Below are 25650 nucleotides of genomic sequence, written 5' to 3'. Positions count from 1 at the left end.
TTTTTTAAAAAATTAGATTGTTTTTTGATTTTATTTTGTCTGTATCAACGGCATAAATAGCCGCAATACTTTCTATTGTGTTTAATTTTTGTTGAATTTCTGAAAAATTAAGCGCCTCTTCGCTATTATCAATTTTCAGGAAAAAATCGACTTTTTTAAATTCAGGAAGTAAATGAATTGTTGTAGAAACCTCACTTGTTTCATTAGAAAACAAATTCTGAAAATCATTTGTACTCACAGAAATGATTTCATTTTTATTCTGAATTAAATTCCAGGAAACAGCTTTTTCTTCATCATAATAATAGAATCTGGAAAAATTTGCTTCACCTTCCTTAGTTTGAGCATGGATCTCGTTTTTGCTCTTACTTAAGTTGATCGGAAGGATTTTATTGATAAAATAGGCTAATCTATAATCTTCTAATGAAGTATGAATTGCCATTAAATAATAATCAATTTCGTCAAATTCGTCTAAATCCAATTTATGAATAGCCATGTCTTGAAAAATCAAGTTGTAAATATACTATTTCTAAACGGAGCATCAACAGTTATGACATGCTTGTTTTGTTAAATTATAAACGAAAACGTTGTAGCCTTGTGATAGTTACAACATTTTTGCAGCTATTTCTTGTCAATTTTCTCTTGAAATGCAAAATAAGCTCTTTGCGATGCTTTTTCTTCTGCTTTCTTTTTTGATGTTGCGCGCGCTCTTGCGACAACTTTATCATCAATACTCAATTTGACACCAAATAAACGCTGGCCGTCTATACCATTGTCTTCAAAAATGTCATAATGAAAAACTCTTTTTTCCTTCTGACACCATTCGATAACAAGGCTTTTATAACTTATAACTTTTCCTTCTAGTCGAGCAATATCGACATAAGGAGTGACTACTCTTTTCTGGATGAATTTCTCGCAAAAAGAATAGCCTTTATCTAAGTAAATTGCTCCAATTAAAGACTCAAAAATATTACCATGAATGTTTTCTCCAAAGTGTTGAATAGGCACTTTACTTTCTACAAACTGTACTAAATTTAAATCTTTTCCTAATTCGTTCAAATGTTCTCGGCTCACGATTTTCGAACGCATTTTGGTTAAATAACCTTCATCGCCATTTGGAGCTTTATTAAATAAATGTGCAGCAATAACGGCACTTAACATCGCATCTCCTAAAAATTCTAAGCGTTCGTAATTTATAGGGTGCCCATTTTGATCTAATTTATTAGAAGAGCGATGCGTGAAAGCTCTTCGATAAAAATCAACATTTGTAGGCGGAAAACCAAGAATTTTCTGAATAGTGTCAAAAAAAATCCCGTCTTCTAGAGAACGGGATTTAGAAAATATTTTTTTGATAATATTCATATACAGAAAATTAATCAGCTAGTTTTTTAAACAATACGCAAGCATTGTGTCCACCAAAACCAAATGTATTACTCATAGCAACATTTACTTCTCTTTTTTGAGGTTTGTTTAGAGTAAGGTTTAAAGATGGGTCAATGTTTTCGTCAACAACTGTATGGTTAATCGTTGGAGGAACAATACCGTTTTGCATTGCCAAGATAGAAGCAATTGCTTCAATAGCTCCGGCAGCACCAAGTAAGTGTCCTGTCATAGATTTTGTAGAGTTGATGTTGATGTTTTTAGCATGATCACCAAAAACTTTACTAATTGCTTTTAACTCAGCAACGTCTCCTAATGGAGTAGAAGTTCCATGAGTATTGATATGATCAACTTGATCAGGTGTCATACCAGCATCTCTCAATGTGTTTTCCATTACTGCTATAACTCCAATTCCTTCTGGATGTGGTGCGGTTAAGTGGTAAGCATCAGATGACATACCTCCACCGCCAATTTCGCAGTAGATTTTTGCACCTCTTGCTTTAGCATGCTCATAATCTTCAAGAACTAAAGCTCCTGCTCCTTCTCCTAAAACGAAACCATCTCTAGTTGCGTCAAAAGGTCTTGAAGCCGTTTCTGGGCTTTCGTTTCTTGTAGATAAAGCGTGCATTGAGCTAAATCCTCCCATACCAGCAATTGTAACTGCGGCTTCAGAACCACCAGAAACAATAACGTCGCACATTCCTAAACGAATGTAGTTGAAAGCATCGATTAATGCATTTGCAGAAGATGCACAAGCAGAAACCGTTGTATAATTTGGTCCCATATACCCGTTACGCATAGAAATATGCGCAGGAGCAATATCGGCAATCATTTTAGGTATAAAGAAAGGATTGAACTTTGGAGTTCCATCGCCTTTTGCATAATACAATACTTCATCCTGAAAAGTTTCTAAACCTCCAATTCCTGCTCCCCAGATAACACCAACTCTTTGTTTGTTTACGTTATCATTTGTGATTCCAGCATCTTTAATAGCTTCGTCACTGGCAGCAATTGCATATTGTGCAAACTTATCTAATCTACGAGATTCCTTGCGATCCATGTAATCTTCAATATTGAAGTTTTTTACTTCGCAGGCAAATTTCGTTTTGTGTTTCTCGGTATCATAATATGTGATCGGAGCGGCTCCGCTAACTCCATTCACAAGTGCATTCCAATATTCCTGGATATTATTCCCAATAGGAGTAAGTGCACCTAATCCTGTTACAACAACTCGCCTTAATGCCATAAATATGTATTTTGTGTCTTAAACAAATAAAACCCATTGCTTTCTTAATCGTATTGCTACTTAAGAGCCATGGGTATTTATATAAATATATCTTGTTTGATTGAAAATCAATCGAAATTTAAAAATTTAAAAAATAATAACACCCGACTCTTAAAAATTTCAAATTTCAAAAATCAAATTCCAATTGGAACTTGGAATTTCAAAAATTGGGATTTTTAGAAATCGGGTGTGGTATTATTATTTTTTTGCTTCTTCGATATAAGAAATAGCTTGACCAACAGTAGCAATGTTTTCTGCTTGATCGTCTGGAATTTGAATATCAAATTCTTTTTCGAATTCCATAATAAGCTCAACAGTGTCTAATGAGTCAGCTCCTAAATCATTAGTGAAGCTTGCTTCTGTTACAACTTCGTTTTCGTCAACACCTAATTTGTCTACGATAATCGCTTTTACTCTTGATGCAATGTCTGACATAATCTTTAATTTTAGAATTTAATTTGTTGGCAAAAATAAAAAACTTTATTTTAAAACAACTATTTAGTTTATAAATGTGACACTAATTTATAAAATTAATTTCAAGAAAGGTCTTTTAAAGCTATTTATTTTCGTTTTTTATTCCGTTTTTTGCAGTCTCAAAATACACAACTCTATGAAAAAAATTATCGTTTTCGCCTCAGGATCAGGAACTAATGCAGAGAACATTATAAAATATTTTTCGAACACCGAAATTGCAAGGGTCGTTTCGGTATTTACAAATAATGCTTCGGCAAAAGTGATTGAAAGAGCAAAAAATCATCAAATTCCAGTCGAAATCTTCTCAAAAAACGAACTTTTAGAAAGAAACGTACTACAAAAAGTACAAGAAATCGACCCAGATTTAATAATCTTGGCTGGCTTCTTACTAAAGTTCCCAGAAAACATAATCGAACAATATCCAAACAAAATAATTAATATACATCCTGCACTTTTACCTAATTACGGAGGTAAAGGAATGTACGGAATGCACATTCATAGAGCAATTGTAAATAATAAGGAGAAAGAAACAGGAATCTCGATTCATTACGTTAATGAAAACTATGATGAAGGTGCCATTATCTTTCAAGCAAATGTTGCCTTAACTGATGAAGACACACCTGAAACAGTTGCAGAAAAGATTCATGAACTGGAACAAAAACATTTTCCAGAGATTATTCATAGAATATTGGAAAAATAAATCAATTCAAAAATCAATTTTAGATCAATCTGAAATCTAAAATCTGAAATCTAAAATTAAATGAATCACGAAGTACATATATATACAGATGGCGCAGCAAAAGGAAATCCTGGTAATGGAGGTTACGGCGTGGTAATGGAATTGGTTGGTACTCCTCATAAAAAAGAATTTTACGAAGGTTTTCGTCTTACTACCAATAATAGAATGGAACTTCTAGCCGTAATTGTAGGCTTAGAGAAACTCAAAAAACCAAACATGAAAGTCCTTGTAGTTTCCGATTCTAAATACGTTGTAGATTCTGTCGAAAAAAAATGGGTTTTTGGCTGGGAGAAAAAAGGATACAAGGATAAAAAAAATCCAGATCTATGGAAACGTTTTCTAATTGTGTACCGCAAACATCAAGTCGACTTTAAATGGATTAAAGGCCACAACAATCATCCGCAAAATGAGCGTTGCGATCAATTGGCTGTTATGGCATCTATGCAACCAAAACTTTCCGTTGATGTTTATTACGAAACCATCGGATCAAAAGAATAAAAAAAACGCATCAATTACTTGATGCGTTTTTTGTACTAACTTTATTTTTATTTACTCTTTATCCAAATCTTTTGCTGTTTTAAATCCAGTCAAAAGTCCGATTCCCGCCATGATAAAAATGATTGAAGGATAAACCGCTCCATCGTTTAAAGAGGTATAAGTTGTAATTAACAGCGCAAGAAAAATTCCAACACCGCTACCTATTAATAAGAATGCTAGATTTACTACAAAGATTTTCCAAGCTGGAACTCCATTTCCTTTTCCCTGAATAAAAATACTGGCATCTACTCCTTTTTCTATAAGAGCTAGACGCTCTCTGTTTCTTGTTGAATAAATAAGATAAACAATTCCGAAGATCATTAAGAAAAAGCTAATTGGAATTAAAATTTTGTCGTCCATGATATTTTACGTTTTTAATTGATTGATATATCCCATATGACGAGGGTTTTTAAAATCAGGTTACAACTTTTGGTGAAAAATTTCAATTTTTAAATTCCAAGCTCTAAAACTAACTGATAATCAACTAATTTTGACTTGAATTTATTCGTCGCTACAACTTTGTCAAAGTTTTAAACTTTGACAAAGTTCAACTCCTGTACTTTAATTATATATTAAAGAGTGGCAATTGGAATTTGATATTTGCAGTTTTCCTGAAAAATTGGAATTTATTTTTAATTTTCTTGTAACCTAAACAAACAACCTATCGTCCTATATAATATGAGCACAATACCTGATCAACATTATATCGATAAAATTCTGCAAGGCGAGACCAATGCGTTTGCCGTTCTTGTGGATCGTTATAAAGATATGATCTTTACTTTGGCTCTTAAAATGGTTAAAAACCGGGAAGAAGCAGAAGAAGTTGCACAAGACACTTTTATAAAGATTTATAATTCGCTGACGAAATTTAAAGGAGAATCTAAATTTTCGACTTGGATTTATAAAATTGCTTACAATACTTGTCTAGATCGTTTAAAGAAAAACAAAAAAGAAGATTTAAATATTTCTATTGATGATTTTTCGTCTCATTTAATCAAAACAATGGACAATGCTTTGAGTGCCTTGGAAGAAAAAGAACGAAAGCAAACCATTCAAAAATGTTTAAATTTATTACCCAGCGACGAAAACTTCCTTTTAACCTTATTTTATTTTGATGATCAAAATTTAGAGGAAATCGGAAAAATAATGAACATTTCGGCCAATAATGCGAAAGTAAAATTATTTAGGAGCCGACAGAAATTAGCTGTAATTTTGAGACAGCAGTTAGAACCAGAAATAATAGAATGTTATGAAAGAGAGCGATAAAAATATAGAACAACTTATTGAGAAAATGATGGCTGAGGAAAAACTGCAGTCACCATCAATAGATTTCACTTCAAAAATTATGGCAAATGTTCAAATTTTAGAGGAGAAAAAATTGAAAACATACAAACCTTTAATTTCTAAACCAATCTGGATTTCGATCGGCTTGGCGGTAGCGGCATTAGTAATTTATGTATCTCTATTCTCAGTTTCAGAAACTGATTTCAAAATTGACGAAGTTGGGAAATTATATTCTGATAGAATGTCAACAGCCTTTTCAGGAATTCATTTCTCTAAAAACATTTTGTATGCCATTTTAATTGTTCCCATTATGATTTTGATTCAGGTTGGGATTTTGAAAAATTATTTTGATAAGAAGTATCAACTATAGATTTAAAGATGAAAAATAAAACGGCAATATTTAAACACTCTTTAAGAGCAAAAAAAACATATACCTATTCTCTTTTAATATTGTTGTTTTCTATCACTAATTATGCATCAGCAATTTCAACAAGCTTTACTACTAAGGAAATAAAATTTGTTAGTGAAGGAATTTCACTCGCTGGAACTGTTTTTATACCTAACAACATTGAGGCTGCCGTTGTTATTGTTCATGGATCTGGGCAAGAAAAAAGAATGATAGACTTTGCTACAATTCTAGCCAACAATGGAATTGCCGTTTTAACGTATGATAAACGTGGAGTCGGAGAATCAGGCGGTGTATATGCCGGACCTGAAGTAGGAACTAACAATGTCGATTTCTCCAATCTAAACCTTTTGTCTTTAGACGCGAGTGCTGCTGTAAATAATTTATCTAAATCTCTATCCAATAATAAAATACCAATCGGTTTAATTGGAGGCAGTCAAGCGGGATGGATAATTCCATTGGCTGCAGAGAAAAATAAGAAAGTTAAATTTATGACCATCTTTAGCGGAGCTCTTATAACAGTTAAAGAACAATTGAGATTCCAATTTTATACAAATGGAAATAATTCTTTTTGGGATACGCATTCAGAGGAAGAGGCAAGAAAACATGTATTCAATGACCCTGATAAATACGAGTTTGTCGACACAGATCCTAAAGATGTACTTGCTAAAGTATCAATTCCTGGATTTTGGATTTTTGGAGGCAAGGATATTCAAGTTCCTGCGGATCTTTCCATCGAATATCTTAACGTATTAAAATCTAAAGGGAAACCTTATGAGTATAAATTATTTCCAAACTTAGGTCACAATACAGCTTTTTCAGATTCTGAAGAACCTATGAACGATGCAATCAATTGGATGAAAAATAGAAAAACAAATTAAGAAATCATGCGCAAGAATTTTTCGTGTTTCAATCGAAAAAGAAAATCTTCTTCATTTAAAAAATTAAGATAGAAGAATCGGCTGTAAATTATTCGCAATTATTTTCAAAAAACTTGCAATTTAAATCTAAAAAACATATTTTAATCTCGTTAAAAAATCAATTTTAACCAATTCATTTACAATAGTTTTACTCCGAAATCGTTGTCATTTTTTTAAGAAAATTTTGAGAACCTAAACCATTGCAAGATTGTAACTTATGAAGTATCTTTGCACCCTAATTCGAAATTCATAAAATGAATAAACTATTGATTGTTGGAACAGTTGCTTTCGACGCGATTGAAACTCCTTTCGGAAAAACAGATAAAATATTAGGTGGTGCTGCAACGTATATTGGTTTATCAGCTTCATTTTTTAACTTGCAATCGGCCATTGTTTCTGTAGTTGGCGACGATTTCCCTCAAGAACATTTAGATCTTTTAACTTCAAAAAATATTGATATCTCTGGTATCGAAATTGTAAAAGGAGGAAAGACTTTTTTCTGGAGCGGTTTATACCACAACGATTTAAATTCTAGAGACACTCTTGTAACAGAGTTGAACGTTTTAGCTGATTTTCAGCCGAAGGTTCCTCAAAACTACAAAGATGCTGATGTTGTCATGTTAGGAAACTTACATCCATTAGTTCAAAGCAGTGTTTTAGATCAAATGGAGAAAAAACCAAAATTAGTTGTTTTAGATACAATGAACTTTTGGATGGATTGCGCTCTTCCTGAATTATTAGACGTTATTAAACGTGTAGATGTTATTACAATCAATGATGAAGAAGCTAGACAGCTTTCTGGCGAATATTCATTAGTAAAAGCAGCTTCTAAAATCCAAGACATGGGGCCAAAATATGTGGTGATCAAAAAAGGAGAGCACGGAGCACTTTTATTCCACAACAGAGAAGTATTCTTTGCACCAGCTTTACCATTAGAAGATGTTTTTGATCCAACTGGAGCTGGAGATACTTTCGCAGGTGGTTTCTCTGGATTTATTGCGCAAAGCGAAAACATCTCGTTTAACAACATGAAGAATGCAATTATTTATGGTTCAAATTTAGCTTCGTTCTGCGTTGAAAAATTTGGAACTGAAAGGATGGAAACATTAAGCAAAGCCGAAGTAGCGATTCGATTACAACAATTTAAGTCGTTAACTCAGTTTGACATAGAAATATAATGCCTAAGAGCCTCGATAAAACGGGGCTTTTTTTATTACGTTAATACACACAACTTACAACAACAACACACAAATAACAAAAAACAATGAGCGACGCTTTAAAACACGAATGTGGTATAGCCTTAGTTAGACTACTAAAACCGCTTGAATATTATAAAGAAAAATACGGAACTGCTTTCTACGGAATCCAGAAGATGTATTTAATGATGGAAAAACAGCACAACCGCGGACAAGACGGTGCTGGTTTTGCTAGCATTAAATTTGATGTTGAACCTGGACAGCGCTATATTAGCAGAGTTCGATCAAATCATTCGCAACCTATCCAGGATGTTTTCAAACAAATCAATGAGCGCGTTAGTGAAGAACTAAAAGCGCATCCAGAACTGGGAGACGACATGAAAGAACTAAAAGCAAATATTCCGTACGTTGGAGAATTGTTTTTAGGCCACGTTCGTTACGGAACTTTTGGAAAAAACAGCATCGAGAGTGTTCACCCATTTTTACGTCAAAGTAACTGGATGCACCGCAACTTGATTTTGGCTGGAAACTTCAACATGACCAATGTTAAAGAGCTTTTCGAAAATCTGGTTGAATTAGGACAGCATCCAAAAGAAATGGCTGATACTGTTACGGTAATGGAAAAAATTGGTCACTTCTTAGACAAGGAAGTAATGCAATTGTACCAAGACTGTAAAGCTGAAGGATATTCTAAAAGAGAAGCTTCTCCAGTAATTGCAGAACGTTTGGATATCGCTAAAATATTAGGCCGTTCGGCCAAAAACTTAGATGGAGGTTATGCAATGGCTGGTTTATTAGGTCATGGTGATGCTTTTGTTTTTAGAGATCCAGCAGGAATTCGTCCAGCTTACTTTTATCAAGATGATGAAGTTGTGGTCGTAGCTTCTGAAAGACCTGTTATTCAAACTGTATTCAACGTTCCTTTTGAAAGTGTTCAAGAAATCGATCCGGGCCACGCTTTAATCATTAAGAAAAACGGAAATGTTTCTATGAATCAAATCTTGGAACCAACAATCAAAAAAGCTTGTTCGTTCGAAAGAATTTATTTCTCAAGAGGAAGCGACGCCGAAATTTATCAAGAACGTAAAGATTTAGGAAAATTAATTTTACCAGCTGTTCTTAAAGCTATTGATAGCGATACAGATAACACTGTTTTCTCTTATATTCCAAATACAGCCGAAACTTCTTTTTATGGTTTAGTTGAAGCTGCTCAGGATTTCTTAAACCAGAGAAAAAACAATTATATTCTTGATAATAGAAATACATTAACGACAGAAACCCTTCAGGAACTTTTAGCTGTAAAAATTCGCACAGAGAAAGTTGCCATTAAAGATGCTAAACTTAGAACTTTTATTACCGAAGACAGCAGCCGTGACGATTTAGTGGCTCACGTTTATGATGTTACTTATGGTGTAATTAAACCAGAAGATAATTTGGTAATTATCGACGACAGTATTGTTCGGGGTACTACATTGAAAATGAGTATCATTAAAATGATGGATCGCTTGAAACCAAAACGTATCGTAATCGTTTCATCTGCACCACAAATTCGTTATCCAGATTGTTACGGAATTGATATGGCAAAACTAGAAGGCCTAGTTGCTTTTAGAGCTGCTCTTGCTTTATTAAAAGAAAGAAATCTTTACCATATTGTAGATGAAGTATATGCAAAATGTAAAGCTCAAGAAAATTTCCTTGATAAAGATGTTGTAAACTACGTAACAGCAATTTACGACCAGTTTACAGACGAGGAGATTTCAGATAAAATAGCAGAAATGTTAAGCTCACCAGAAATAAATGCTGAAGTTAAAATCATCTTCCAAACCGTAGACGATTTACACAAAGCATGTCCTAAAAATTTAGGAGACTGGTACTTTACAGGAGACTACCCAACTCCTGGTGGAAATCGAGTTGTAAATCGCGCCTTCATGAATTTTTACGAAGGAAAAGATGCTCGAGCTTATTAATAAAATACTAACAAAAGGTTAAATTGTGCATTTCATCGGTTTTTTTTGCCGTTCATCCTATTTCTTTGGTGAAATTGAAAAGCTATGATACTTTTGAGATACCATAACATTAGTAGGTTAAGTTTATGGTAGATTTGGGGCAAAAAGGGTGGAAGAAATTCCACCTTTTTTATTGGAATTAACTCAAACAATTTATAAACAGCCGATTATATCTCTTAATCGGATTTACTTACCTTTCATCTAAATTTTTTTCATCACAAAAATATCCACCATACATTTACTACACCATAACATTAGTAGGTTAGTTTATGGTAAATTTGGGGCAAAAAAGGCAGAGTAATATCTGCCTTTTTTATTTTAATCCGTAATACACTGAAAAACAATTACTTAAATGATTTTTATCGGATATAATTGCGTTTCATCTAAAAAATTTTCTTTATAAAAATGTCCACCATACATTTACTGAACCATAACATTAGTAGGTTAGTTTATGGTAGATTTGGGGCAAAAAAGGTGGAAGAAATTCCGCCTTTTTTATTGAAATACATCCGCGATTCACAAAAACAAGCATTATACGCCTTTAATCGGATATACTTGCTTTTTATCTGATAAGTTTCTTTTAAAAAAACATCTGCCATACCTTTACAGGACCATAACATTAGTAGGTTAAGTTTATGGTAGATTTGGGGCAAAAAAGGCAGAGTAATATCTGCCTTTTTTATTTTTCTTTTTTTTGAGAAGAGAGGAAAGAAAATAGAGGAAAGAAAATAGAAGAAAGAGAATAGAACGAAAATGTATATATAAAAAAAGACGAGCACCTTTGGGCTCGTCTTTTATCTTTATTCTTTATTCTATTTTCTTATTTGTCTAAAGCAAATCTTCTAGCAACTTCTGTCCAGTTAATTACACTGAAAAAAGCTTCAATATAATCTGGTCTTCTGTTTTGGTAGTTTAAGTAGTAAGCGTGCTCCCAAACGTCCATTCCTAAGATTGGAGTCCCACCGTTACCAGCAACTTCTGGCATTAGTGGATTATCTTGATTTGGAGTACCTACAACTTCTAATTTCCCTCCTTTTTGAACTGTTAACCAAGCCCAACCAGAACCGAATTGTGTAGCTCCAGCTTTAGCAAATTTTGCTTTAAATTCTTCGAATGATCCGAAAGAAGCTTCGATTGCAGCCAATAAATCACCTGTAGGCAATCCTCCTCCGTTTGGAGACATTACAGTCCAGAATAAATTGTGGTTGTAAAAACCTCCACCATTGTTACGAACCGCAGCGTTAGATTTATCTAAGTTGATTAAGATGTTTTCGATTGTTTTTCCTTCCAAATCTGTTCCAGCAATAGCTGCGTTAAGATTTGTAGTGTAGGCGTTGTGGTGCTTTGTATGATGGATTTCCATTGTACGTGCATCAATATGTGGTTCTAATGCATCGTATGCATAAGGTAATTGTGGTAATTCAAAAGCCATGGTATTATGATTTTTATGGTTTATAAATAATTTATCCCAAATTTAGACATTTAACTTTGGAATTGAAAATACTATTTCGTTATAATTGAATTAAATTCTCTGATAATTTACATTTTTACAATATAAACATCTGAAAATCTTTATTTTCCATTAAATGTTGTCATTGTATTTTCTAAACCAGCCGTTCCAAAAGTTCTAATAATTTCTGCTGAAGTTTCTAAACGTTCTGGAAGTTTTGCTTCTTCTTCAGGTGTCCATTCTCCTAAAACATAATCTACCTGCTGCCCTTTTTTAAATTCATCACTAATACCAAATCTGTAGCGTGTATAATTCTGTGTATTTAAAACCAAATTAATGTTTTTTAAACCGTTATGACCACCGTCGCTTCCTTTTGGTTTGATTCTAATAGTACCAAATGACAGATTTAAATCGTCTGTAATGACCAAAATATTCTCCAATGGTATATTTTCTTTATCCATCCAATATTTTACCGCTTTACCGCTTAAGTTCATGTAAGTGTTTGGCTTTAAAAGAAAAAAGGTTCTTCCTTTAAATTTGTATTCAGCCAAAGCGCCTAGTTTTACGGTTTCAAATGAAAGCCCTTCTTTTTTTGCTAAAAAGTCTAGGACTTTAAATCCGATATTATGTCTGGTGTTTACGTATTCGGCTCCGATATTTCCTAATCCGACGATTAAATATTTTTTACTCACGCTTTCTATATTGTTTTTTTGGTGTTCGTGAACCTCCGGTTTGCTATTATCTTGTGTGTTCCCTTCTTTTGATGGCGATGAAAACAGTTTTGTTATCCATTTTATCATGATTGCAAAAGTAAGACTAATTAGAGAATGTGGCAATTGGATAATTAGATAATTTGAAAATGTGACAATTAGATAATTGACTGTTGCCCGAGATTTAACCGCAAAGATCGCAAGGGTTTTGCGCTAAGAACGCTAAGAAATAGCTTTTACTGAGATTTGCAAGGAACACAAAGACTTCGACTTCGCTCAGTCTGACAACGATGAAAAAACTTAGTATCTCAGACTCTTAGCAACTTAGGACCTTATGAAAAAGATATTTTCTTACTAGCCCTGACAGGAGCGGCATCCTTTTTCTGGCTTCTTTAGCCAGGAAAAGATACAGCGGATGGCAGGAATGTTACATCTTATGAAAACGGAAAGTTGCTGCTTCTAAAAAATAATTAGAGAATTTGAGAATGTGGCAATTAGAGAATTCTTAAAGTAGCTTCGACTCCGCTCAACCTAATACGTATACTATTTGTCAGGCTGAGCGGAGTCGAGGCACTTTTGCAGTAAAAAACTTAGAACCTTAGGAACTCAGCATCTCAGAACCTCAATAAAAAAGCCCCAATCGTAAGATTGAGGCTTTTTGTATAGTTTGAAAAAAAATTATTTTTTCTTTCCTTTTGCAGGAGCTTTTGCAGCTTTTGCAGCCTCTTGAGCAGCTTTCATAGCAGCACGAGAGATTCTCACTTGACAAACAACTGTGTTGTCTGGGTGCATAATTTTGTACTCTGGTTTTCCAACTTTAGTAACATATAATTTGTTACCCATTTCAAGTGGAGTGATGTCAGCTTCAACGAAATCAGGAAGATTTGCTGGTAAAGCTTTAACTTTTAATTTACGTTGGTTTAAACGTAAAACACCTCCCGCAAGAACACCTTTAGATGTACCAACGATTTTCACAGGAACTTCCATTGTGATTTCTTTATCATCAAATAATTGGAAGAAGTCAATGTGTAAAATTTTGTCAGTTACTGGGTGAACTTGGATATCTTGCAAAATTGCATTGAATGATTTTCCTTTTCCAAGCTCAATCACAACTGTGTGTGCATTTGGAGTGTAAACCAAGTTTTTGAACGCTGCAGCGTCTGCTGAGAAGTGTACTGCTTGATTTCCTCCGTATAACACGCAAGGAACCGCTCCAGCATTACGTAAGGCTTTAGTTGACACTTTGCCCACGCTTTCTCTTTCTGATCCTTTAATTGTAATCGATTTCATTGTAAAAAAAATATAGTTATTAATATAAATATTCTATTTTGTAAGCTTTAAGCACTAGACTTCAGGCTTTTTATGCAAAGTAAATAAGCTTACGGCCTAATGCCTACAGCTTACTGCTTTTACATAATGAATTTTCCACTGATGGAATTGTTGTGGTGAACCATCTGCATAACCTCAGCAAATAGAGGCGCACAGCTTACCACTTTTATCTTTTTTGACTCTTTCTTTAACGGAATAGAATCTGTTACGATTAACTCAGTTAATTTTGAGTTTTCGATTTTTTCGTATGCTCCGCCAGATAAAATAGCGTGCGTACAAATTGCTCTTACACTTAGCGCTCCCTTTTCGATCATTAGGTCTGCCGCTTTCGCTAAAGTTCCTCCTGTATCGATCATGTCATCTACTAAGATTACGTTACGTCCTTTTACTTCACCAATAAGCTCCATAGTGTCGATAACGTTGGCTGCTTTTCTTTGTTTGTAACAGATTACTACATCTGATTCTAAAAACTTAGAGTAAGCATATGCTCTTTTTGAACCTCCCATATCTGGAGATGCAATTGTTAGATTATCTAATTTTAAACTTTCTACGTATGGTAAAAAGATGGTAGATGCAAATAAATGATCTACTGGTTTTTCAAAGAATCCTTGAATCTGGTCTGCGTGCAAATCCATAGTCATGATTCTTGTTGCTCCTGCAGCAGTCAATAGGTTTGCCACTAACTTTGCTCCAATTGGAACTCTTGGTTTGTCTTTTCTATCTTGTCTTGCCCAACCAAAATAAGGCATAACAGCTGTAATATGTCTTGCTGATGCACGTTTTGCCGCATCAATCATTAACAACAATTCCATCAGATTATCTGCACTTGGAAAAGTTGAACATACGATGAATACTCGTAAACCTCTTATTGATTCTTCGTAAGACGGCTGAAATTCTCCATCACTATACGTTGACATCGTTACTTTTCCTAACGGAATTCCGTAATCTTTTGCAATTTTTTCTGCAAGATAAACACTTTGTGAACAAGCAAAAATTTTAGCTTCTGGTTCTAGGTGCGACATTGTAATTTGTTGTTTTATCCCGTTACTTTTAAAAAAATTCAACTTTATATTTCAATAAAGTGGAATGCGTATAAATGTCTCGGATGTAGTTAGTTGTGTGTGCTTCGTTTTAACGAGCTGCAAATTTATAAAATTTATTGAACACTGAAAGCAAAAATTTAAGTATTTTTAGTAGTTCGTTTAAAATTATTTTTTACATTTGCACCGTGTTAAAGGAATGGCGCCATTTATGACTTCATTCTATTGCGTTAAAATAATCGCTTTTGGTTATTTTTTCGTCTGCTAAGCCCGGATGGCGGAATTGGTAGACGCGCTGGTCTCAAACACCTGTGGGAAACCGTGCCGGTTCGACTCCGGCTCCGGGTACGAAAAACCTCTTCTTAACGGAAGAGGTTTTTTCTTTTATATTACTTCACAACTCCCCTCATGCAAAACAGGAAAATTGCAAGAATTAGCAATAAAACACAATTGATTTGCTTTATGATGCAACTCTAAAGCCAATTCTATTTGGTCTGAATTTGAGATTTTTACTTTCGGATATAATCTTGCCTCAACAAAACGTCCGCTTCCATCTGGATTTACTTCTAAGGTCGCTTCTGCATTGTCTGAATACTCCAGAACTTCTATTCCGTTTTGTGAGCAGACATATAAATATGACATCATGTGGCAGGAAACTAAACTGCTTAACAATAAATCTTCAGGATTGTATAATTCTGGATCACCTTTAAAAGCTTTTGCTGCCGAAACATCTAAAATGGGTTTTCCTTCAACTTGAATTTGATGGCTTTTGGTATAGAATCTTTTGGAAGAATCTGCTAATTTTTGTTTGGAAGTCCAGTTTGCTTCTGCTTTGAAAATGTGTTTGAAAGTCATTTTTTTTGTTTTTTTTAGCCACGAATTAAATAATTCATGGCTAAAATAACACAATTCTGTTGATCCAATTTTATTTATCCCATTTAGTAAAATCTGAATCTGGTCTTTTAAAAGGTTCTGATAAAAACTTATTTGCTATTGCATTAAATACTTCCGGGCTTGAAGCCGGCGCAAAATGGGTTTCTCCAGGCATAATACATAGCTGTGCCTTAGGTATATTTTCGAAAATTTCAACGGTATGCTCATTTCTGATTACGTCTCTATCTCCAGCTATTACAAGCACTTTTGCTTTTATTTTTGATAAATCTTTTGCTGCAATATTAGGTTGATATGCCAAAAGTCCAGTAAGTTGTTTCAGCAGATTCCAATTCTCACTAGTGTCTTTTTCTTTAATTTTTGAAATAATCAATTTCCTAAAATTCTGAACATATTTTGCCGCCCACGAATAAATAGCTGTAGAATCAGGTCGTAAATTGGCACCCATCGCTATAATTTTCTTTATTTTTGACTTCCCTGAAATCCCCATTTGTAATCCAACAATTCCTCCGTCACTCCATCCAATAATACTTATTGAATCCAGTTTTAAGTGATTAACTAATGCTTCAGTATCTTTTGTCATTTGGACAAATGTTAAAGAATCTGTTTTCAACTCTGATTTGCCTTGTCCTCTACTATCAAGAGCAATAACTCTGTATTTACTTTTAAAATAAGCAATCTGATTTCCCATTGTTTCAATACTTCCACTATTTCCGTGAATCAATAACAACGGTTCTCCCTTTCCATATTCTTCATAATAGATTTTAGCTCCATTGAGTTCGACAAACTTTCCGACAGCAGTATTGTTACCATAAGGCGTGTCAAATTTAGAATTCATCTGAACCTGAGCATGTACAATTCCAAATAATGAAGAAGTTAATAATAGCAGTAATGCTTGAAGTGGTTTTTTCATAAGGGAGGTTTTTGTTATAGTTATATTACAAACGTAAGAAATAATTTAACAAATTAACAAAGTCATTACAAATCTTAATGCGTTTTATTATTTACAAATAAAAAAACCTCGAAAGCATTTAACTTCCGAGGTTTTTAGAGAATTACTAAACTAATTAACAGATTCTAAAACTATTTTTTTACCGAGAATTTAAAAGTAGTTTTAGTTTTATAATTTTCTTCCGGGTTTAAAACCGTTGTTGGGAAATTTTTCTGGTTTGGAGAATCTGGATAATGTTCTGTTTCTAAACACAATCCTGTTCTGTGTGCAAAAGTTCCTCCATTTGACATTGGTAAAGTTCCATCAAGGAAATTTCCAGAGTAGAACTGAATTCCAGGTTCGTCTGTTGTCATTTCCATAATCCTTCCGCTTGCTGCGTGATATACTTTTGCAATAATTGTTTTTCCTTTTTCAGAGTTATTCAACACCCAACAGTGGTCGTAACCTTTTCCTTTTTCTAACTGCTCATTTTTAGCATTGATATCTTTTCCAATTAATTTTGGAGTTCTGAAATCGAAAGGTGTACCAGCAACATCTTCTAATTTTCCTGTCGGAATCAAATCTGCATCAACTGGAACTAATTTATCAGCATTTAAAGTCAATTCATGATCCAAGATTGTTTTGGTAAAATCTCCTGATAGATTGAAGTATGAATGTTGAGTTAAATTAACAACTGTTTTTTTGTCTGTTGTTGCTTCGTAAAGCACTTCCAACTGATTATCATTTGTCAAGGTATAAGTCACAAAAACCTTTAAGTTTCCTGGATAACCTTCTTCCATATCTTTACTTACATAAGATAATTTTAAAGAAGCTGTATCACCAGATTTAACCTCATCTGCTTTCCAAACTACATTAAAAAACCCTTGTGGACCTCCGTGCAAAGCATTTGGGGCGTTGTTTAAAGCCAATTGATATTCTTTTCCATCTAATGAAAATTTACCTTTGGCAATTCGGTTTCCGTATCTTCCGATCAAAGCTCCAAAAAATGGATTTTCTTTTTCATATTGAGCCAAAGAACTGAATCCTATTACTACATTTTCAGAAACACCAGCTTTATTAGGCACTTTCAAATCCGTAATTCTTCCACCAAAAGTGATGATGTCCACTTCCATCCCGTTTTGGTTTTTCAATTTATAGCTTTCTACTTTTTCTCCTTTAGCAGTAGTTCCATATTCCGATTTGTCAATTGTAACTAAAGCTTTTGCATCGGCTTCCGTTTTTTCTGTATCAGCTTTTTTATCGCCTTTACACTGAACTGAAACTATAGCAATACCAAGCATGCTTAATATGAAAAGAGAGCGTTTTAATACATTCATAAATGATAATTTTGGGTTTGTAAAAAAGTTAAATGTTAGATGTAAATTGTTAGATGTGAAATTTAATCATTTTAAAAATGTAAAAATTACCTTTTTAAGTTTTTTCACATTTTACATCTTACAAATTACATTTTACCGCCTTACAGGCCGTGTTGAAACAAATGGAAATACGCTTCGTTAGCATTGATTTTATCTTTAAACTCTCTTACAGTCGTTTTTTCATCGATTACCAATAATTCGATTCCAGCGATGTCTGCAAAATCTTCCATATATTCTGTTGTGATTGACTGGCTGTAAACCGTGTGGTGCGCTCCTCCAGCTAAAATCCAAGCTGTTGCTGCAACTTCTAAATTTGGTTTACAATCCCATAAAACTCTAGCAACTGGAAGTTTTGGTAATTCTGCCATTGGTTTTATAGCTTCAACTTCGTTCACGATTAAACGGAAACGAGTTCCCATATCAACCAAAGAAACATTGATTGCATCTCCTGCAGGCGAATTAAACACCAAACGAGCAGGGTCTTCTTTTCCTCCAATTCCTAATGGATGAACTTCACATGAAGGTTTTCCGTCAGCAATAGATGGACAAATCTCTAACATATGAGATCCTAAAACATATGATTTTTGTGGTGTGAAATGGTATGTATAATCTTCCATGAAGGAAGTTCCGCCTTCTAAACCAATACACATTACTTTTAAAGCTCTAACCATTGCAGCTGTTTTCCAGTCTCCTTCTCCACCAAAACCATAACCATCGGCCATTAATCTTTGTGTGGCAATTCCTGGAAGTTGTTTCCAAGCTCCAAGGTTTTCAAATGTATCTGTAAAAGCACCGAATCCTCCTTCTTCAAGGAAAGCTCTTAATCCTAATTCGATTTTTGCTGCTTCAACCAAAGAACTTCTTTGTGCACCGCCTTCTTTTAATGAATCTGTTAAGTTGTATGATTGCTCGTAAACGGCTAATAAATCATTTAATTCTTTGTCAGTTACTTTTTCGATATGTTTGGTAACATCTGAAGAATCGTAACCGTTTACAGACATTCCGAAACGAATTTGAGCCTCCACTTTATCACCTTCTGTTACGGCAACTTCACGCATATTGTCTCCAATACGAGCAACTTTTAAGTTTTGAAGTTCGTCCCATCCTAAGACAACTCTTGACCAGATTCCTAATTGTTTCTGCACTCTTTGATCTTCCCAATGTCCAACAACAACTTTACGTTTTTTACGTAATCTAGACATGATAAAACCGAATTCACGATCTCCGTGAGCCGATTGGTTCAAGTTCATGAAATCCATGTCGATGCTTCCCCACGGAATTTCAGCATTATATTGTGTGTGTAAATGGCATAATGGTTTTTTAAGGATATTTAAACCGCCAATCCACATTTTTGCTGGAGAGAAAGTATGCATCCAAGCGATAATTCCGATACAGTTTTTAGTAGAATTCGCCGCCAAACATACATCTAAAATCTGCGATGGAGATTTCACCACATCTTTGTAAACCACTTTTACTGGAATTGAAGACGAAGCGTCTAATCCTTTTGCAATTATCTGAGAGTGTTCCGCTACTTTTCTAAGTGTTTCTTCACCGTATAATTCCTGGCTTCCTACTACAAACCATACTTGTTTTTGAGATATATCAATCATTTTTTATTTTGTTTCAAGTTTTCTTTGTTTCAAGTTTGCTTCACCTGTTCGAGCAGAGCTCTCGAGTCAAGTTCTTGAAATGGCGAAAATCTTATTGTTATATTATTGTTTTTGTTTATTTTGTTTCAAGTTTCAGGTTTCACGTTGTTAGAATCTGAAAAAACTTAAATTGTTATTTTATTGTTTTGTTCATGTTTGTTTCACGTTCCAATTTTCACGTTCCAACAACTTGAAACAAAAAAAACCTGAAACAAAACTTTTATTGTCCGTAATACGAATCTTTTCCGTGTTTACGGTTGTAATGTTTCTTTATTAATGAATCTTTTAATCTTGGTGCGTTTGGATTTATTTGTAAAGTCAAGTAAGCCATTTCTGCCACAACTTCTAGAACTTTACTGTTGTAAACCGCTTTTGCCGCATTTTTCCCCCATGCAAACGGACCGTGATTTCCAATCAGAATCATTTCTACTTCTTCATAAGAAAGATTCTTTTCTTTGAAGCAATCTAGAATCTGAATTCCAGTATTGTGTTCGTAGTTTCCTTCAATTAAATGATCTGCCATCGGTGGCGCACACGGAATATCTGCCGTTAAATGATCGGCATGCGTTGTTCCGAAAATTGGAATATCTTGTTGCGATTGTGCCCAAGCCACAGAATAAGTAGCGTGCGTATGAGCCACTCCGCCAATATTTGGCCAATGTTTGTACAAATAAGCATGCGTTTTTGTGTCAGATGACGGACGCATTGTGCCTTCAATAACATTATTATCAAAATCGACAATTACGATATCTTCAGGTTTTAAATCTTCGTAAGGAACACCGCTTGGCTTAATGGCAAAAACACCATTTTTTCTATCCACGGCACTTACATTTCCAAAAGTATACACCACCAAATTCAATGCATTTAACTGCATATTGGCTTCGTAACATTCTTGTTTTAAATCTTTATATTGAGAGCTCATGTTGCGATATTTTAAGGTTTGGATCTGCAAAAGCACTTAATTTTTCGTATCCCAAAAGCAGTTTATGATACGCTTCAACTTGGTCTGTCTGAGGGAAATATTCACCATCAAAATCACTTCCGATTCTCTGACTTGCTTCAATTACATTTGGATAAATTCCAGCTGCAACGGCTGCATAAATTGCCGCTCCTAAAGCTGGTGTTTGGTCTGAAGCTGCAACTTTAATTGGCTTGTTTAAAACATTCGCCAAAGTCTGCATAATAAAAGGAGATTTACGCGCAACACCGCCAATTCCGATTACGCTGTCGATTTTTACACCTTCTTCTTCAAAACGATCTACAATTTTCTTCGCTCCAAAACAGATTGCGTTTACTAAAGCTTTAAAAATATGAGGTGCTTTTGTTCCTAAAGAAAGATTCGAAATCGCACTTTTTAATTCCTGATTGGCATCTGGAGTTCTGCGTCCGTTAATCCAGTCCAAAGCAATTGGAAGACTTTCTGAAACGGGGATTTTCTCTGCTTCTTTCGTTAATTCTACAATTAATTTATCGCTGAATTCCTCTCTTAACTGCTCTTTTTGAGCCTCATTTAAAACAGAAGATGTTCCTAATAAATGTTCAGTTGGCCACATTAATAATTCTTTGTACCAAGCCAATAAATCTCCAAAAGCAGATTGTCCTGCTTCTAAACCAATAAAGCCCGGAATAACAGAACCGTCAACTTGTCCGCAGATTCCGCGAACCGTTTTTGTTCCCACCTCATCATAAGAACCAACAAGGATATCACAAGTTGAAGTTCCCATAACACGAACTAAAGTATTCTCTTCGATTTTAGCTCCAACCGCTCCAGAATGTGCATCAAAAGTTCCAACAGCCACAACAGTTTCTGTCGAAAGCCCTAAACGATCTGCCCATTCTTTGCTTAAATTTCCGGCAACTAAATCAGAGGTATAAGTTTCATCGTATAAATTACCGCGAAGCTGCGCTAAATACGGATGTAATTTTTCTAAGAATTCAACTGGCGGTAATCCGTTCCAGTCTGCGTGCCACATTGCTTTGTGACCTGCGGCGCAACGGCTTCTTTTGAAGGTTTTTAAATCTTTATCTTCAATTAACAAATACGTCATTAAATCGCAATGCTCCATCCAGGTGTGCGCTGCATTTCTAACCGCTTCGTCTTGTCTTGCAATATGAAGGATTTTTGCCCAAAACCATTCAGAAGAATAAATTCCGCCCACATATTTTGTAACATCTTCTCCACCCCAGCTTACTGCCAATTCGTTGATTTCGTTTGCTTCATTTATAGAAGTATGGTCTTTCCATAAAACCATCATTGCATTTGGGTTTTCTTCAAAACCTTTTGTCAAGGCCAAGGGCGTTCCGTCTTTTGTAACCGGAACCGGAGACGATCCAGTTGTATCAATACAAATTCCTTTTACTAACGAAGGATCTACTTTACTTTCTTTTACAACGTTTTGAATCGTAATTTCTAATCCTTCGATATGATCCAAAGGATGCTGACGAAATTGGTTTATAGAAGCGTCACAATATTGTTTGTTTTTCCATCTTTTGTAATGAGAAACATTCGATGCCAGCTCCTGCCCATTTTCTGTATCAATTAGCACCGCGCGAACAGAATCTGTTCCGTAGTCCAATCCTATTACATAATTTTTCATTCGTATTTTATTTTTAAAATATTGACAAATATAATTATAAATAATTTATAAGTGTATAAAAAACACTTAATAAAATTCTGTTCTTTAATTTTTACAAAAAATGCATCAAAACAAAGATTTAAGCTCAAAACAAAAAATAAATGTCAATGTTACATTTATAATCTTGCGATTATTTCATCTTAATTTTCAAAACAGTCAAAGAATAAGCTGGAAAATCATACTGAACTTTACTTCCACTTATCTAAAACTGACTTTCTTTTGGACTAATTTTGGTTAGTGCTGTGAATGAATTTTCGTCATTACCATTTGGAGTTTTTAGTTAAATTCGAATGTTGGTCTACCACTTTCATCAAATTTTAATTTCATCATTCTCGCATGACGATTAGGATCATATAACGGATCTGCAATAATTTCTTTCAACGGTCTTTTATCTGTTGCAGGAACTACTTTTGGATCACCAACAGCTTTTTCGTAATCCCTCGCATGATAAATTACTAATGGTTCTCCGTTTTCATCCACCGTGAATGAGTTATGCCCTGGTCCATAAATTTTCTTTGCTTCATTGGTTTTTAATACTGGATATCTGGATTTTTTCCAAGAATTTCTATCTAGTAAATCAGCGTTTTCATCTGCTTCCATCATTCCCATACTGTAACAAGAACCAGTAGCACTTGCCGAAAAAGTAATGTAAATTTTTCCTTTGTTTTTAATAACTGCCGGACCTTCATTTACCCAAAAACCAACGCGTTCCCAATCATAATCCGGAGTTGTTAGCATGAATTGAACTGTTTTTAGTTTTACTGGCGATTCCATTTCGGCTAAATACAAATTGGAAGCAGCGAACTGTCCGCCTGTTTTTTCTGCCCAACAGAAATAGCGTTTATTTTTATGCTCAAATACAGTTCCGTCCAGAGAAAAATCGGTAAAGCTTTTCGGATCTGCATCAGCTGCCTGCATTTGCCCAAGTTCAATCCACTTGTCACGTAAAGGATCCTGACCTGTACATTGCAAAACATACGGTCTTAATTTCCAAATATCCTCTTCTTCACTTGCTGCAAAATACACGTACCATTTTCCATCTAAATAATGAATTTCAGGAGCCCACACATGACGACTCATTGGTCCGCTTTTATGTTTTTCCCATACTCTAAAGGTTTCAGCATTTTGAAGCTCAGCAATAGATTTTGCACGTCTTAACTCTATAGCGTCGTAGGTTGGTACCGATCCTGTAAAATAGTAGTACCCATCTGTATGCTTGTAAATAAAAGGATCTGCTCTTTGCAAGACTATAGGTTTATTAGTTAAAGTTGTTTTTGTAGTAGTCACTTCTTTAGACAGTTCTTTTTCTGCTTTTTTATCTGTACAGGAAGAAACACTTACAAAAACAATTGCTGAAAGTGCCCAATTTTTTAATAGGTTTGTTTGCATGTTATACTGGTTTGTTTGCATTTAATTTATTTGTGAGGAATTCAGTCTTTAAAATCAATCCACACTTTCATTTTCCCAACTCCACGATTTGACCAAGAATAATATGGAATGGCTTTGAATTTTGAATTTTCGATGACATTTACACCTTGCAATAAATTGGCTTCTTTTCTCACTTTGAAAGTATCTGAAGAAGAAATGTCGATTTTATCAAAGTTGTTTTTATTGTCGATTTCTTCAACAGCATATACTATCGGACCATATTCTAAAGACACTTTGTTTTTGTTTGTTTCAACTTTAGAATTAGTCTCTACTTCTTGAACTTCCATCGGGAAATTAAGCGCTATTTTGTCTCCTTTTTTCCAGCTTCTAGTCACATTGAAATAGCCATTTTCAGGCTGAATTGCTACTATTTCTCCGTTTACAGTAATGGTTGGTTTTTGAGTTGAAGCCTTCTTATACGTATACAAATCTCCTGGCAAAACTTCATTTCTTGCCCAGCCTGGAACTCTAAGTTTAATCGTGAATTGGCTTTCTTTTTTAGGATTAACCGAGATTCTAACTTTTCCGTTCCAAGGATAAGAAGTCTGTTGCGAAATCTGTAAATCGGTTTTTCCTAAGGTGAAAGAAGCATCGTTTGAAGCATATAAATTCACATACAAATCGTTCTTTGTTTTCGAATAAATCAATCCTGGAATTGACGGAATAAAACGAATTAAATTAGTTGGACAGCAAGAGCAGTCAAACCAAGCCTGACGCGTGCAAGAGCCTCTGTTTGATTTGTAAACACCATCGGCTTCTAAGGCATTTGGATAGAAAAATTGTTTTCCGTCAAGCGAAATACCCGAAATTAATCCATTATACATCGTTCTTTCTATGACATCAAAATATTGTGATTTCCCGTATAAATTATGCAGTCTATGATTCCAATATACATCGCCAATTGCCGCACAGGTTTCGTTGTAAGCCGTTAGATTTGGTAATTCATAATTGGCTCCAAAAGCTTCACCGTCGTGTCTTGAACCGATTCCGCCTGTGATGTACATTTTTTTATTGACCATATTATCCCATAAATTATTTACGGCATTTTCATAGGCTTTATCTTTGGTCATGGCAACAATATCGGTCATTCCTGCGTACATATAAACGGCACGAACCGCATGCCCCACAGCTTCATTTTGCTGAATTACAGGAATATGATCCTGTGCATATTCTCCGTATAATTTATGATTGTTCGGATTTCCGCGATTGTCCAAATAGTATTTTGCCAATTTCAGATAATCTTCTTTTCCTGTAATCTGGTATAATTTTATCAAGCCCGTTTCTACAATCTGATGCCCCGGAACTCCTTTTACCTGTCCTGGATTATCTCCAAAAGTTCGCACCAGCATATCGGCAGCTTTTATCGCAATGTCAAGAAAATTGGTTTTTCCTGTGGCTTCATAATGCACGATTGCCGCTTCAATTAAATGTCCTGGATTATACAATTCGTGGCTAATCTGCAAAGATTCCCAACGTTTTCCTTCAATTACAGGAACCCAAGGTGCTGGTGGTTTTGCGGGATTTATCGTTCTCCAAGTGGTAATATATCCGTCTGGTTCCTGACCAATTTTTACAATGGCAATCATCGAATCTAAAACTCTTTCCAATTTCGGATTCGGAGCACTGATTAAAGTGTTGGATGCTCCTTCTATGATTTTGTAAACATCGGTATCATCAAAAGGCATATCGCCTCGCACTTTTCCAGTTTTCTGTTTTCCAGCGATTAAAAAGTTCTCAAAACGACCTTCTTCATCACATTTCTTAATCGCATATTCGATTGTTACTTCCTGCACTCTTTTGATAATTGGAAGCCAAAAAGAATCTGTCAGTTTTACATTTTGAATGTTAACCGGTTCGATTTCATAACCTGCTTTTAAGGCCGATGTTTTATTTTGCACCACTTTATTTTTGGTTTCCTTACAAGAAGCCAAAACAAGTAATAACATCAAAATCGTTAAAATTGGTAAGTTATATTTCTTCATTGTA

24 protein-coding genes and 1 tRNA gene are annotated in these 25650 nt (G+C 34.6%); 8 read left to right on the top strand and 17 right to left on the bottom strand.

Features of this window, described 5'->3' with window-relative positions:
- Nucleotides 1-4 precede the first annotated feature (4 nt).
- From BSF41_RS16990 to BSF41_RS16975, 4 genes are all read right to left on the bottom strand, one after another.
- Complete coding sequence (locus BSF41_RS16990) at nucleotides 5-493, bottom strand: IPExxxVDY family protein (RefSeq protein WP_095930692.1); 489 nt, start codon at nucleotides 491-493, stop codon at nucleotides 5-7.
- 125 nt (nucleotides 494-618) lie between these two features.
- Nucleotides 619-1359: a ribonuclease III gene (gene rnc / locus BSF41_RS16985; RefSeq protein ID WP_095930691.1), complete on the bottom strand. Its 741-nt coding sequence runs from the start codon at nucleotides 1357-1359 to the stop codon at nucleotides 619-621.
- 10 nt (nucleotides 1360-1369) lie between these two features.
- The gene (gene fabF / locus BSF41_RS16980) at nucleotides 1370-2623 is read right to left on the bottom strand and encodes a beta-ketoacyl-ACP synthase II (protein ID WP_095930690.1); all 1254 of its coding nucleotides are present in this window, start codon (nucleotides 2621-2623) and stop codon (nucleotides 1370-1372) included.
- Nucleotides 2624-2860: 237 nt separating this feature from the next.
- Nucleotides 2861-3097 (bottom strand): acyl carrier protein, encoded by a 237-nt coding sequence (locus BSF41_RS16975; RefSeq protein WP_007137004.1) that lies wholly within the window; start codon nucleotides 3095-3097, stop codon nucleotides 2861-2863.
- Between the two features lie 175 nt (nucleotides 3098-3272).
- On the opposite strand from BSF41_RS16975, the gene purN reads away from it, so the two are divergent.
- Together purN and rnhA are read left to right on the top strand one after the other, a co-directional pair.
- A complete protein-coding gene (gene purN, locus BSF41_RS16970; protein WP_095930689.1) occupies nucleotides 3273-3836 on the top strand; it encodes a phosphoribosylglycinamide formyltransferase in 564 nt (187 codons plus the stop codon).
- 60 nt (nucleotides 3837-3896) lie between these two features.
- Nucleotides 3897-4373, top strand: coding sequence for a ribonuclease HI (gene rnhA, locus BSF41_RS16965; protein ID WP_095930688.1), 477 nt, complete (start codon nucleotides 3897-3899; stop codon nucleotides 4371-4373).
- Between the two features lie 51 nt (nucleotides 4374-4424).
- On the opposite strand, the gene BSF41_RS16960 is transcribed toward rnhA, so the two are convergent.
- Nucleotides 4425-4772: a DUF6249 domain-containing protein gene (locus BSF41_RS16960; protein WP_095930687.1), complete on the bottom strand. Its 348-nt coding sequence runs from the start codon at nucleotides 4770-4772 to the stop codon at nucleotides 4425-4427.
- Between the two features lie 318 nt (nucleotides 4773-5090).
- Here BSF41_RS16960 and BSF41_RS16955 point away from each other — a divergent pair, with 318 nt between their 5' ends.
- The 5 genes from BSF41_RS16955 to BSF41_RS16935 all read left to right on the top strand — a co-directional run bounded on the left by BSF41_RS16955 (nucleotide 5091) and on the right by BSF41_RS16935 (nucleotide 10185).
- The gene (locus BSF41_RS16955; RefSeq protein ID WP_095930686.1) at nucleotides 5091-5678 is read left to right on the top strand and encodes an RNA polymerase sigma factor; all 588 of its coding nucleotides are present in this window, start codon (nucleotides 5091-5093) and stop codon (nucleotides 5676-5678) included.
- Nucleotides 5662-6066, top strand: a complete 405-nt coding sequence (locus BSF41_RS16950; RefSeq protein WP_095930685.1) for a hypothetical protein — start codon at nucleotides 5662-5664, stop codon at nucleotides 6064-6066. Before BSF41_RS16955 ends, BSF41_RS16950 begins: the two co-directional genes overlap by 17 nt.
- 8 nt (nucleotides 6067-6074) lie before the next feature.
- Nucleotides 6075-6983 (top strand): S9 family peptidase, encoded by a 909-nt coding sequence (locus BSF41_RS16945; RefSeq protein WP_095930684.1) that lies wholly within the window; start codon nucleotides 6075-6077, stop codon nucleotides 6981-6983.
- Between the two features lie 293 nt (nucleotides 6984-7276).
- Nucleotides 7277-8200, top strand: coding sequence for a PfkB family carbohydrate kinase (locus BSF41_RS16940; RefSeq protein WP_095930683.1), 924 nt, complete (start codon nucleotides 7277-7279; stop codon nucleotides 8198-8200).
- An 86-nt stretch (nucleotides 8201-8286) separates the two neighbouring features.
- Nucleotides 8287-10185 (top strand): hypothetical protein, encoded by a 1899-nt coding sequence (locus BSF41_RS16935; protein WP_095930682.1) that lies wholly within the window; start codon nucleotides 8287-8289, stop codon nucleotides 10183-10185.
- A gap of 859 nt (nucleotides 10186-11044) precedes the next feature.
- Here BSF41_RS16935 and BSF41_RS16930 read toward each other — a convergent pair.
- The 4 genes from BSF41_RS16930 to BSF41_RS16915 all read right to left on the bottom strand — a co-directional run bounded on the left by BSF41_RS16930 (nucleotide 11045) and on the right by BSF41_RS16915 (nucleotide 14735).
- Complete coding sequence (locus tag BSF41_RS16930) at nucleotides 11045-11656, bottom strand: superoxide dismutase (RefSeq protein ID WP_095930681.1); 612 nt, start codon at nucleotides 11654-11656, stop codon at nucleotides 11045-11047.
- Nucleotides 11657-11796: 140 nt separating this feature from the next.
- Entirely contained in the window at nucleotides 11797-12474 is a 678-nt protein-coding gene (gene pth / locus BSF41_RS16925) for an aminoacyl-tRNA hydrolase (RefSeq protein ID WP_095930680.1), read from the bottom strand.
- Nucleotides 12475-13062: 588 nt separating this feature from the next.
- The gene (locus tag BSF41_RS16920; protein ID WP_026727205.1) at nucleotides 13063-13674 is read right to left on the bottom strand and encodes a 50S ribosomal protein L25/general stress protein Ctc; all 612 of its coding nucleotides are present in this window, start codon (nucleotides 13672-13674) and stop codon (nucleotides 13063-13065) included.
- 119 nt (nucleotides 13675-13793) lie between these two features.
- Nucleotides 13794-14735: a ribose-phosphate pyrophosphokinase gene (locus BSF41_RS16915; protein ID WP_095930679.1), complete on the bottom strand. Its 942-nt coding sequence runs from the start codon at nucleotides 14733-14735 to the stop codon at nucleotides 13794-13796.
- 286 nt (nucleotides 14736-15021) lie between these two features.
- Here BSF41_RS16915 and BSF41_RS16910 point away from each other — a divergent pair.
- Nucleotides 15022-15101 (top strand) — tRNA-Leu (locus BSF41_RS16910).
- Nucleotides 15102-15137: 36 nt separating this feature from the next.
- Here the strand turns inward: BSF41_RS16910 and BSF41_RS16905 are convergent.
- From BSF41_RS16905 to BSF41_RS16870, 8 genes are all read right to left on the bottom strand, one after another.
- Nucleotides 15138-15608 carry an OsmC family protein gene (locus BSF41_RS16905; RefSeq protein WP_095930678.1) on the bottom strand — a complete coding sequence of 157 codons (471 nt, stop codon included), beginning with the start codon at nucleotides 15606-15608 and terminating at the stop codon, nucleotides 15138-15140.
- A 70-nt stretch (nucleotides 15609-15678) separates the two neighbouring features.
- Complete coding sequence (locus BSF41_RS16900) at nucleotides 15679-16557, bottom strand: alpha/beta fold hydrolase (RefSeq protein WP_095930677.1); 879 nt, start codon at nucleotides 16555-16557, stop codon at nucleotides 15679-15681.
- Nucleotides 16558-16727: 170 nt separating this feature from the next.
- Nucleotides 16728-17912, bottom strand: a complete 1185-nt coding sequence (locus tag BSF41_RS16895; protein ID WP_095930676.1) for an aldose epimerase family protein — start codon at nucleotides 17910-17912, stop codon at nucleotides 16728-16730.
- 140 nt (nucleotides 17913-18052) lie between these two features.
- The gene (araA, locus tag BSF41_RS16890; RefSeq protein WP_095930675.1) at nucleotides 18053-19561 is read right to left on the bottom strand and encodes an L-arabinose isomerase; all 1509 of its coding nucleotides are present in this window, start codon (nucleotides 19559-19561) and stop codon (nucleotides 18053-18055) included.
- A 259-nt stretch (nucleotides 19562-19820) separates the two neighbouring features.
- On the bottom strand, nucleotides 19821-20522 hold the full coding sequence (locus BSF41_RS16885; RefSeq protein WP_095930674.1) for an L-ribulose-5-phosphate 4-epimerase: 702 nt from the start codon (nucleotides 20520-20522) through the stop codon (nucleotides 19821-19823).
- Complete coding sequence (locus BSF41_RS16880) at nucleotides 20506-22197, bottom strand: ribulokinase (RefSeq protein WP_095930673.1); 1692 nt, start codon at nucleotides 22195-22197, stop codon at nucleotides 20506-20508. The genes BSF41_RS16885 and BSF41_RS16880 overlap by 17 nt, the downstream gene beginning before the upstream one ends.
- A 315-nt stretch (nucleotides 22198-22512) precedes the next feature.
- Nucleotides 22513-23625, bottom strand: coding sequence for a family 43 glycosylhydrolase (locus BSF41_RS16875; RefSeq protein ID WP_095930705.1), 1113 nt, complete (start codon nucleotides 23623-23625; stop codon nucleotides 22513-22515).
- A 41-nt stretch (nucleotides 23626-23666) separates the two neighbouring features.
- The gene (locus BSF41_RS16870) at nucleotides 23667-25646 is read right to left on the bottom strand and encodes a glycoside hydrolase family 127 protein (protein WP_095930672.1); all 1980 of its coding nucleotides are present in this window, start codon (nucleotides 25644-25646) and stop codon (nucleotides 23667-23669) included.
- Nucleotides 25647-25650: the final 4 nt, after the last annotated feature.

The sequence above is a fragment of the Flavobacterium sp. ACN2 genome (assembly GCF_002303885.1).
Classification (GTDB): domain Bacteria; phylum Bacteroidota; class Bacteroidia; order Flavobacteriales; family Flavobacteriaceae; genus Flavobacterium.
The sequence above is the reverse complement of the archived record's forward strand: the minus strand, read 5'-3'. Positions and strand labels throughout refer to the sequence as shown.

What these genes read in the sequence shown, in the direction of transcription:
- BSF41_RS16990 (WP_095930692.1), bottom strand. Translation starts at nt 493, where the DNA reads ATGGCTATTCATAAATTGGATTTAGACGAATTTGACGAAATTGATTAT.
- BSF41_RS16885 (WP_095930674.1), bottom strand. Translation starts at nt 20,522, where the DNA reads ATGAGCTCTCAATATAAAGATTTAAAACAAGAATGTTACGAAGCCAAT.
- BSF41_RS16950 (WP_095930685.1), top strand. Translation starts at nt 5,662, where the DNA reads ATGAAAGAGAGCGATAAAAATATAGAACAACTTATTGAGAAAATGATG.
- BSF41_RS16870 (WP_095930672.1), bottom strand. Translation starts at nt 25,646, where the DNA reads ATGAAGAAATATAACTTACCAATTTTAACGATTTTGATGTTATTACTT.
- pth (WP_095930680.1), bottom strand. Translation starts at nt 12,474, where the DNA reads ATGATAAAATGGATAACAAAACTGTTTTCATCGCCATCAAAAGAAGGG.
- purN (WP_095930689.1), top strand. Translation starts at nt 3,273, where the DNA reads ATGAAAAAAATTATCGTTTTCGCCTCAGGATCAGGAACTAATGCAGAG.
- BSF41_RS16920 (WP_026727205.1), bottom strand. Translation starts at nt 13,674, where the DNA reads ATGAAATCGATTACAATTAAAGGATCAGAAAGAGAAAGCGTGGGCAAA.
- BSF41_RS16905 (WP_095930678.1), bottom strand. Translation starts at nt 15,608, where the DNA reads ATGACTTTCAAACACATTTTCAAAGCAGAAGCAAACTGGACTTCCAAA.
- rnhA (WP_095930688.1), top strand. Translation starts at nt 3,897, where the DNA reads ATGAATCACGAAGTACATATATATACAGATGGCGCAGCAAAAGGAAAT.
- rnc (WP_095930691.1), bottom strand. Translation starts at nt 1,359, where the DNA reads ATGAATATTATCAAAAAAATATTTTCTAAATCCCGTTCTCTAGAAGAC.
- araA (WP_095930675.1), bottom strand. Translation starts at nt 19,561, where the DNA reads ATGATTGATATATCTCAAAAACAAGTATGGTTTGTAGTAGGAAGCCAG.
- BSF41_RS16915 (WP_095930679.1), bottom strand. Translation starts at nt 14,735, where the DNA reads ATGTCGCACCTAGAACCAGAAGCTAAAATTTTTGCTTGTTCACAAAGT.
- BSF41_RS16975 (WP_007137004.1), bottom strand. Translation starts at nt 3,097, where the DNA reads ATGTCAGACATTGCATCAAGAGTAAAAGCGATTATCGTAGACAAATTA.
- BSF41_RS16875 (WP_095930705.1), bottom strand. Translation starts at nt 23,625, where the DNA reads ATGCAAACAAACCTATTAAAAAATTGGGCACTTTCAGCAATTGTTTTT.
- BSF41_RS16960 (WP_095930687.1), bottom strand. Translation starts at nt 4,772, where the DNA reads ATGGACGACAAAATTTTAATTCCAATTAGCTTTTTCTTAATGATCTTC.
- BSF41_RS16930 (WP_095930681.1), bottom strand. Translation starts at nt 11,656, where the DNA reads ATGGCTTTTGAATTACCACAATTACCTTATGCATACGATGCATTAGAA.
- BSF41_RS16940 (WP_095930683.1), top strand. Translation starts at nt 7,277, where the DNA reads ATGAATAAACTATTGATTGTTGGAACAGTTGCTTTCGACGCGATTGAA.
- BSF41_RS16880 (WP_095930673.1), bottom strand. Translation starts at nt 22,197, where the DNA reads ATGAAAAATTATGTAATAGGATTGGACTACGGAACAGATTCTGTTCGC.
- BSF41_RS16935 (WP_095930682.1), top strand. Translation starts at nt 8,287, where the DNA reads ATGAGCGACGCTTTAAAACACGAATGTGGTATAGCCTTAGTTAGACTA.
- fabF (WP_095930690.1), bottom strand. Translation starts at nt 2,623, where the DNA reads ATGGCATTAAGGCGAGTTGTTGTAACAGGATTAGGTGCACTTACTCCT.
- BSF41_RS16900 (WP_095930677.1), bottom strand. Translation starts at nt 16,557, where the DNA reads ATGAAAAAACCACTTCAAGCATTACTGCTATTATTAACTTCTTCATTA.
- BSF41_RS16955 (WP_095930686.1), top strand. Translation starts at nt 5,091, where the DNA reads ATGAGCACAATACCTGATCAACATTATATCGATAAAATTCTGCAAGGC.
- BSF41_RS16895 (WP_095930676.1), bottom strand. Translation starts at nt 17,912, where the DNA reads ATGAATGTATTAAAACGCTCTCTTTTCATATTAAGCATGCTTGGTATT.
- BSF41_RS16945 (WP_095930684.1), top strand. Translation starts at nt 6,075, where the DNA reads ATGAAAAATAAAACGGCAATATTTAAACACTCTTTAAGAGCAAAAAAA.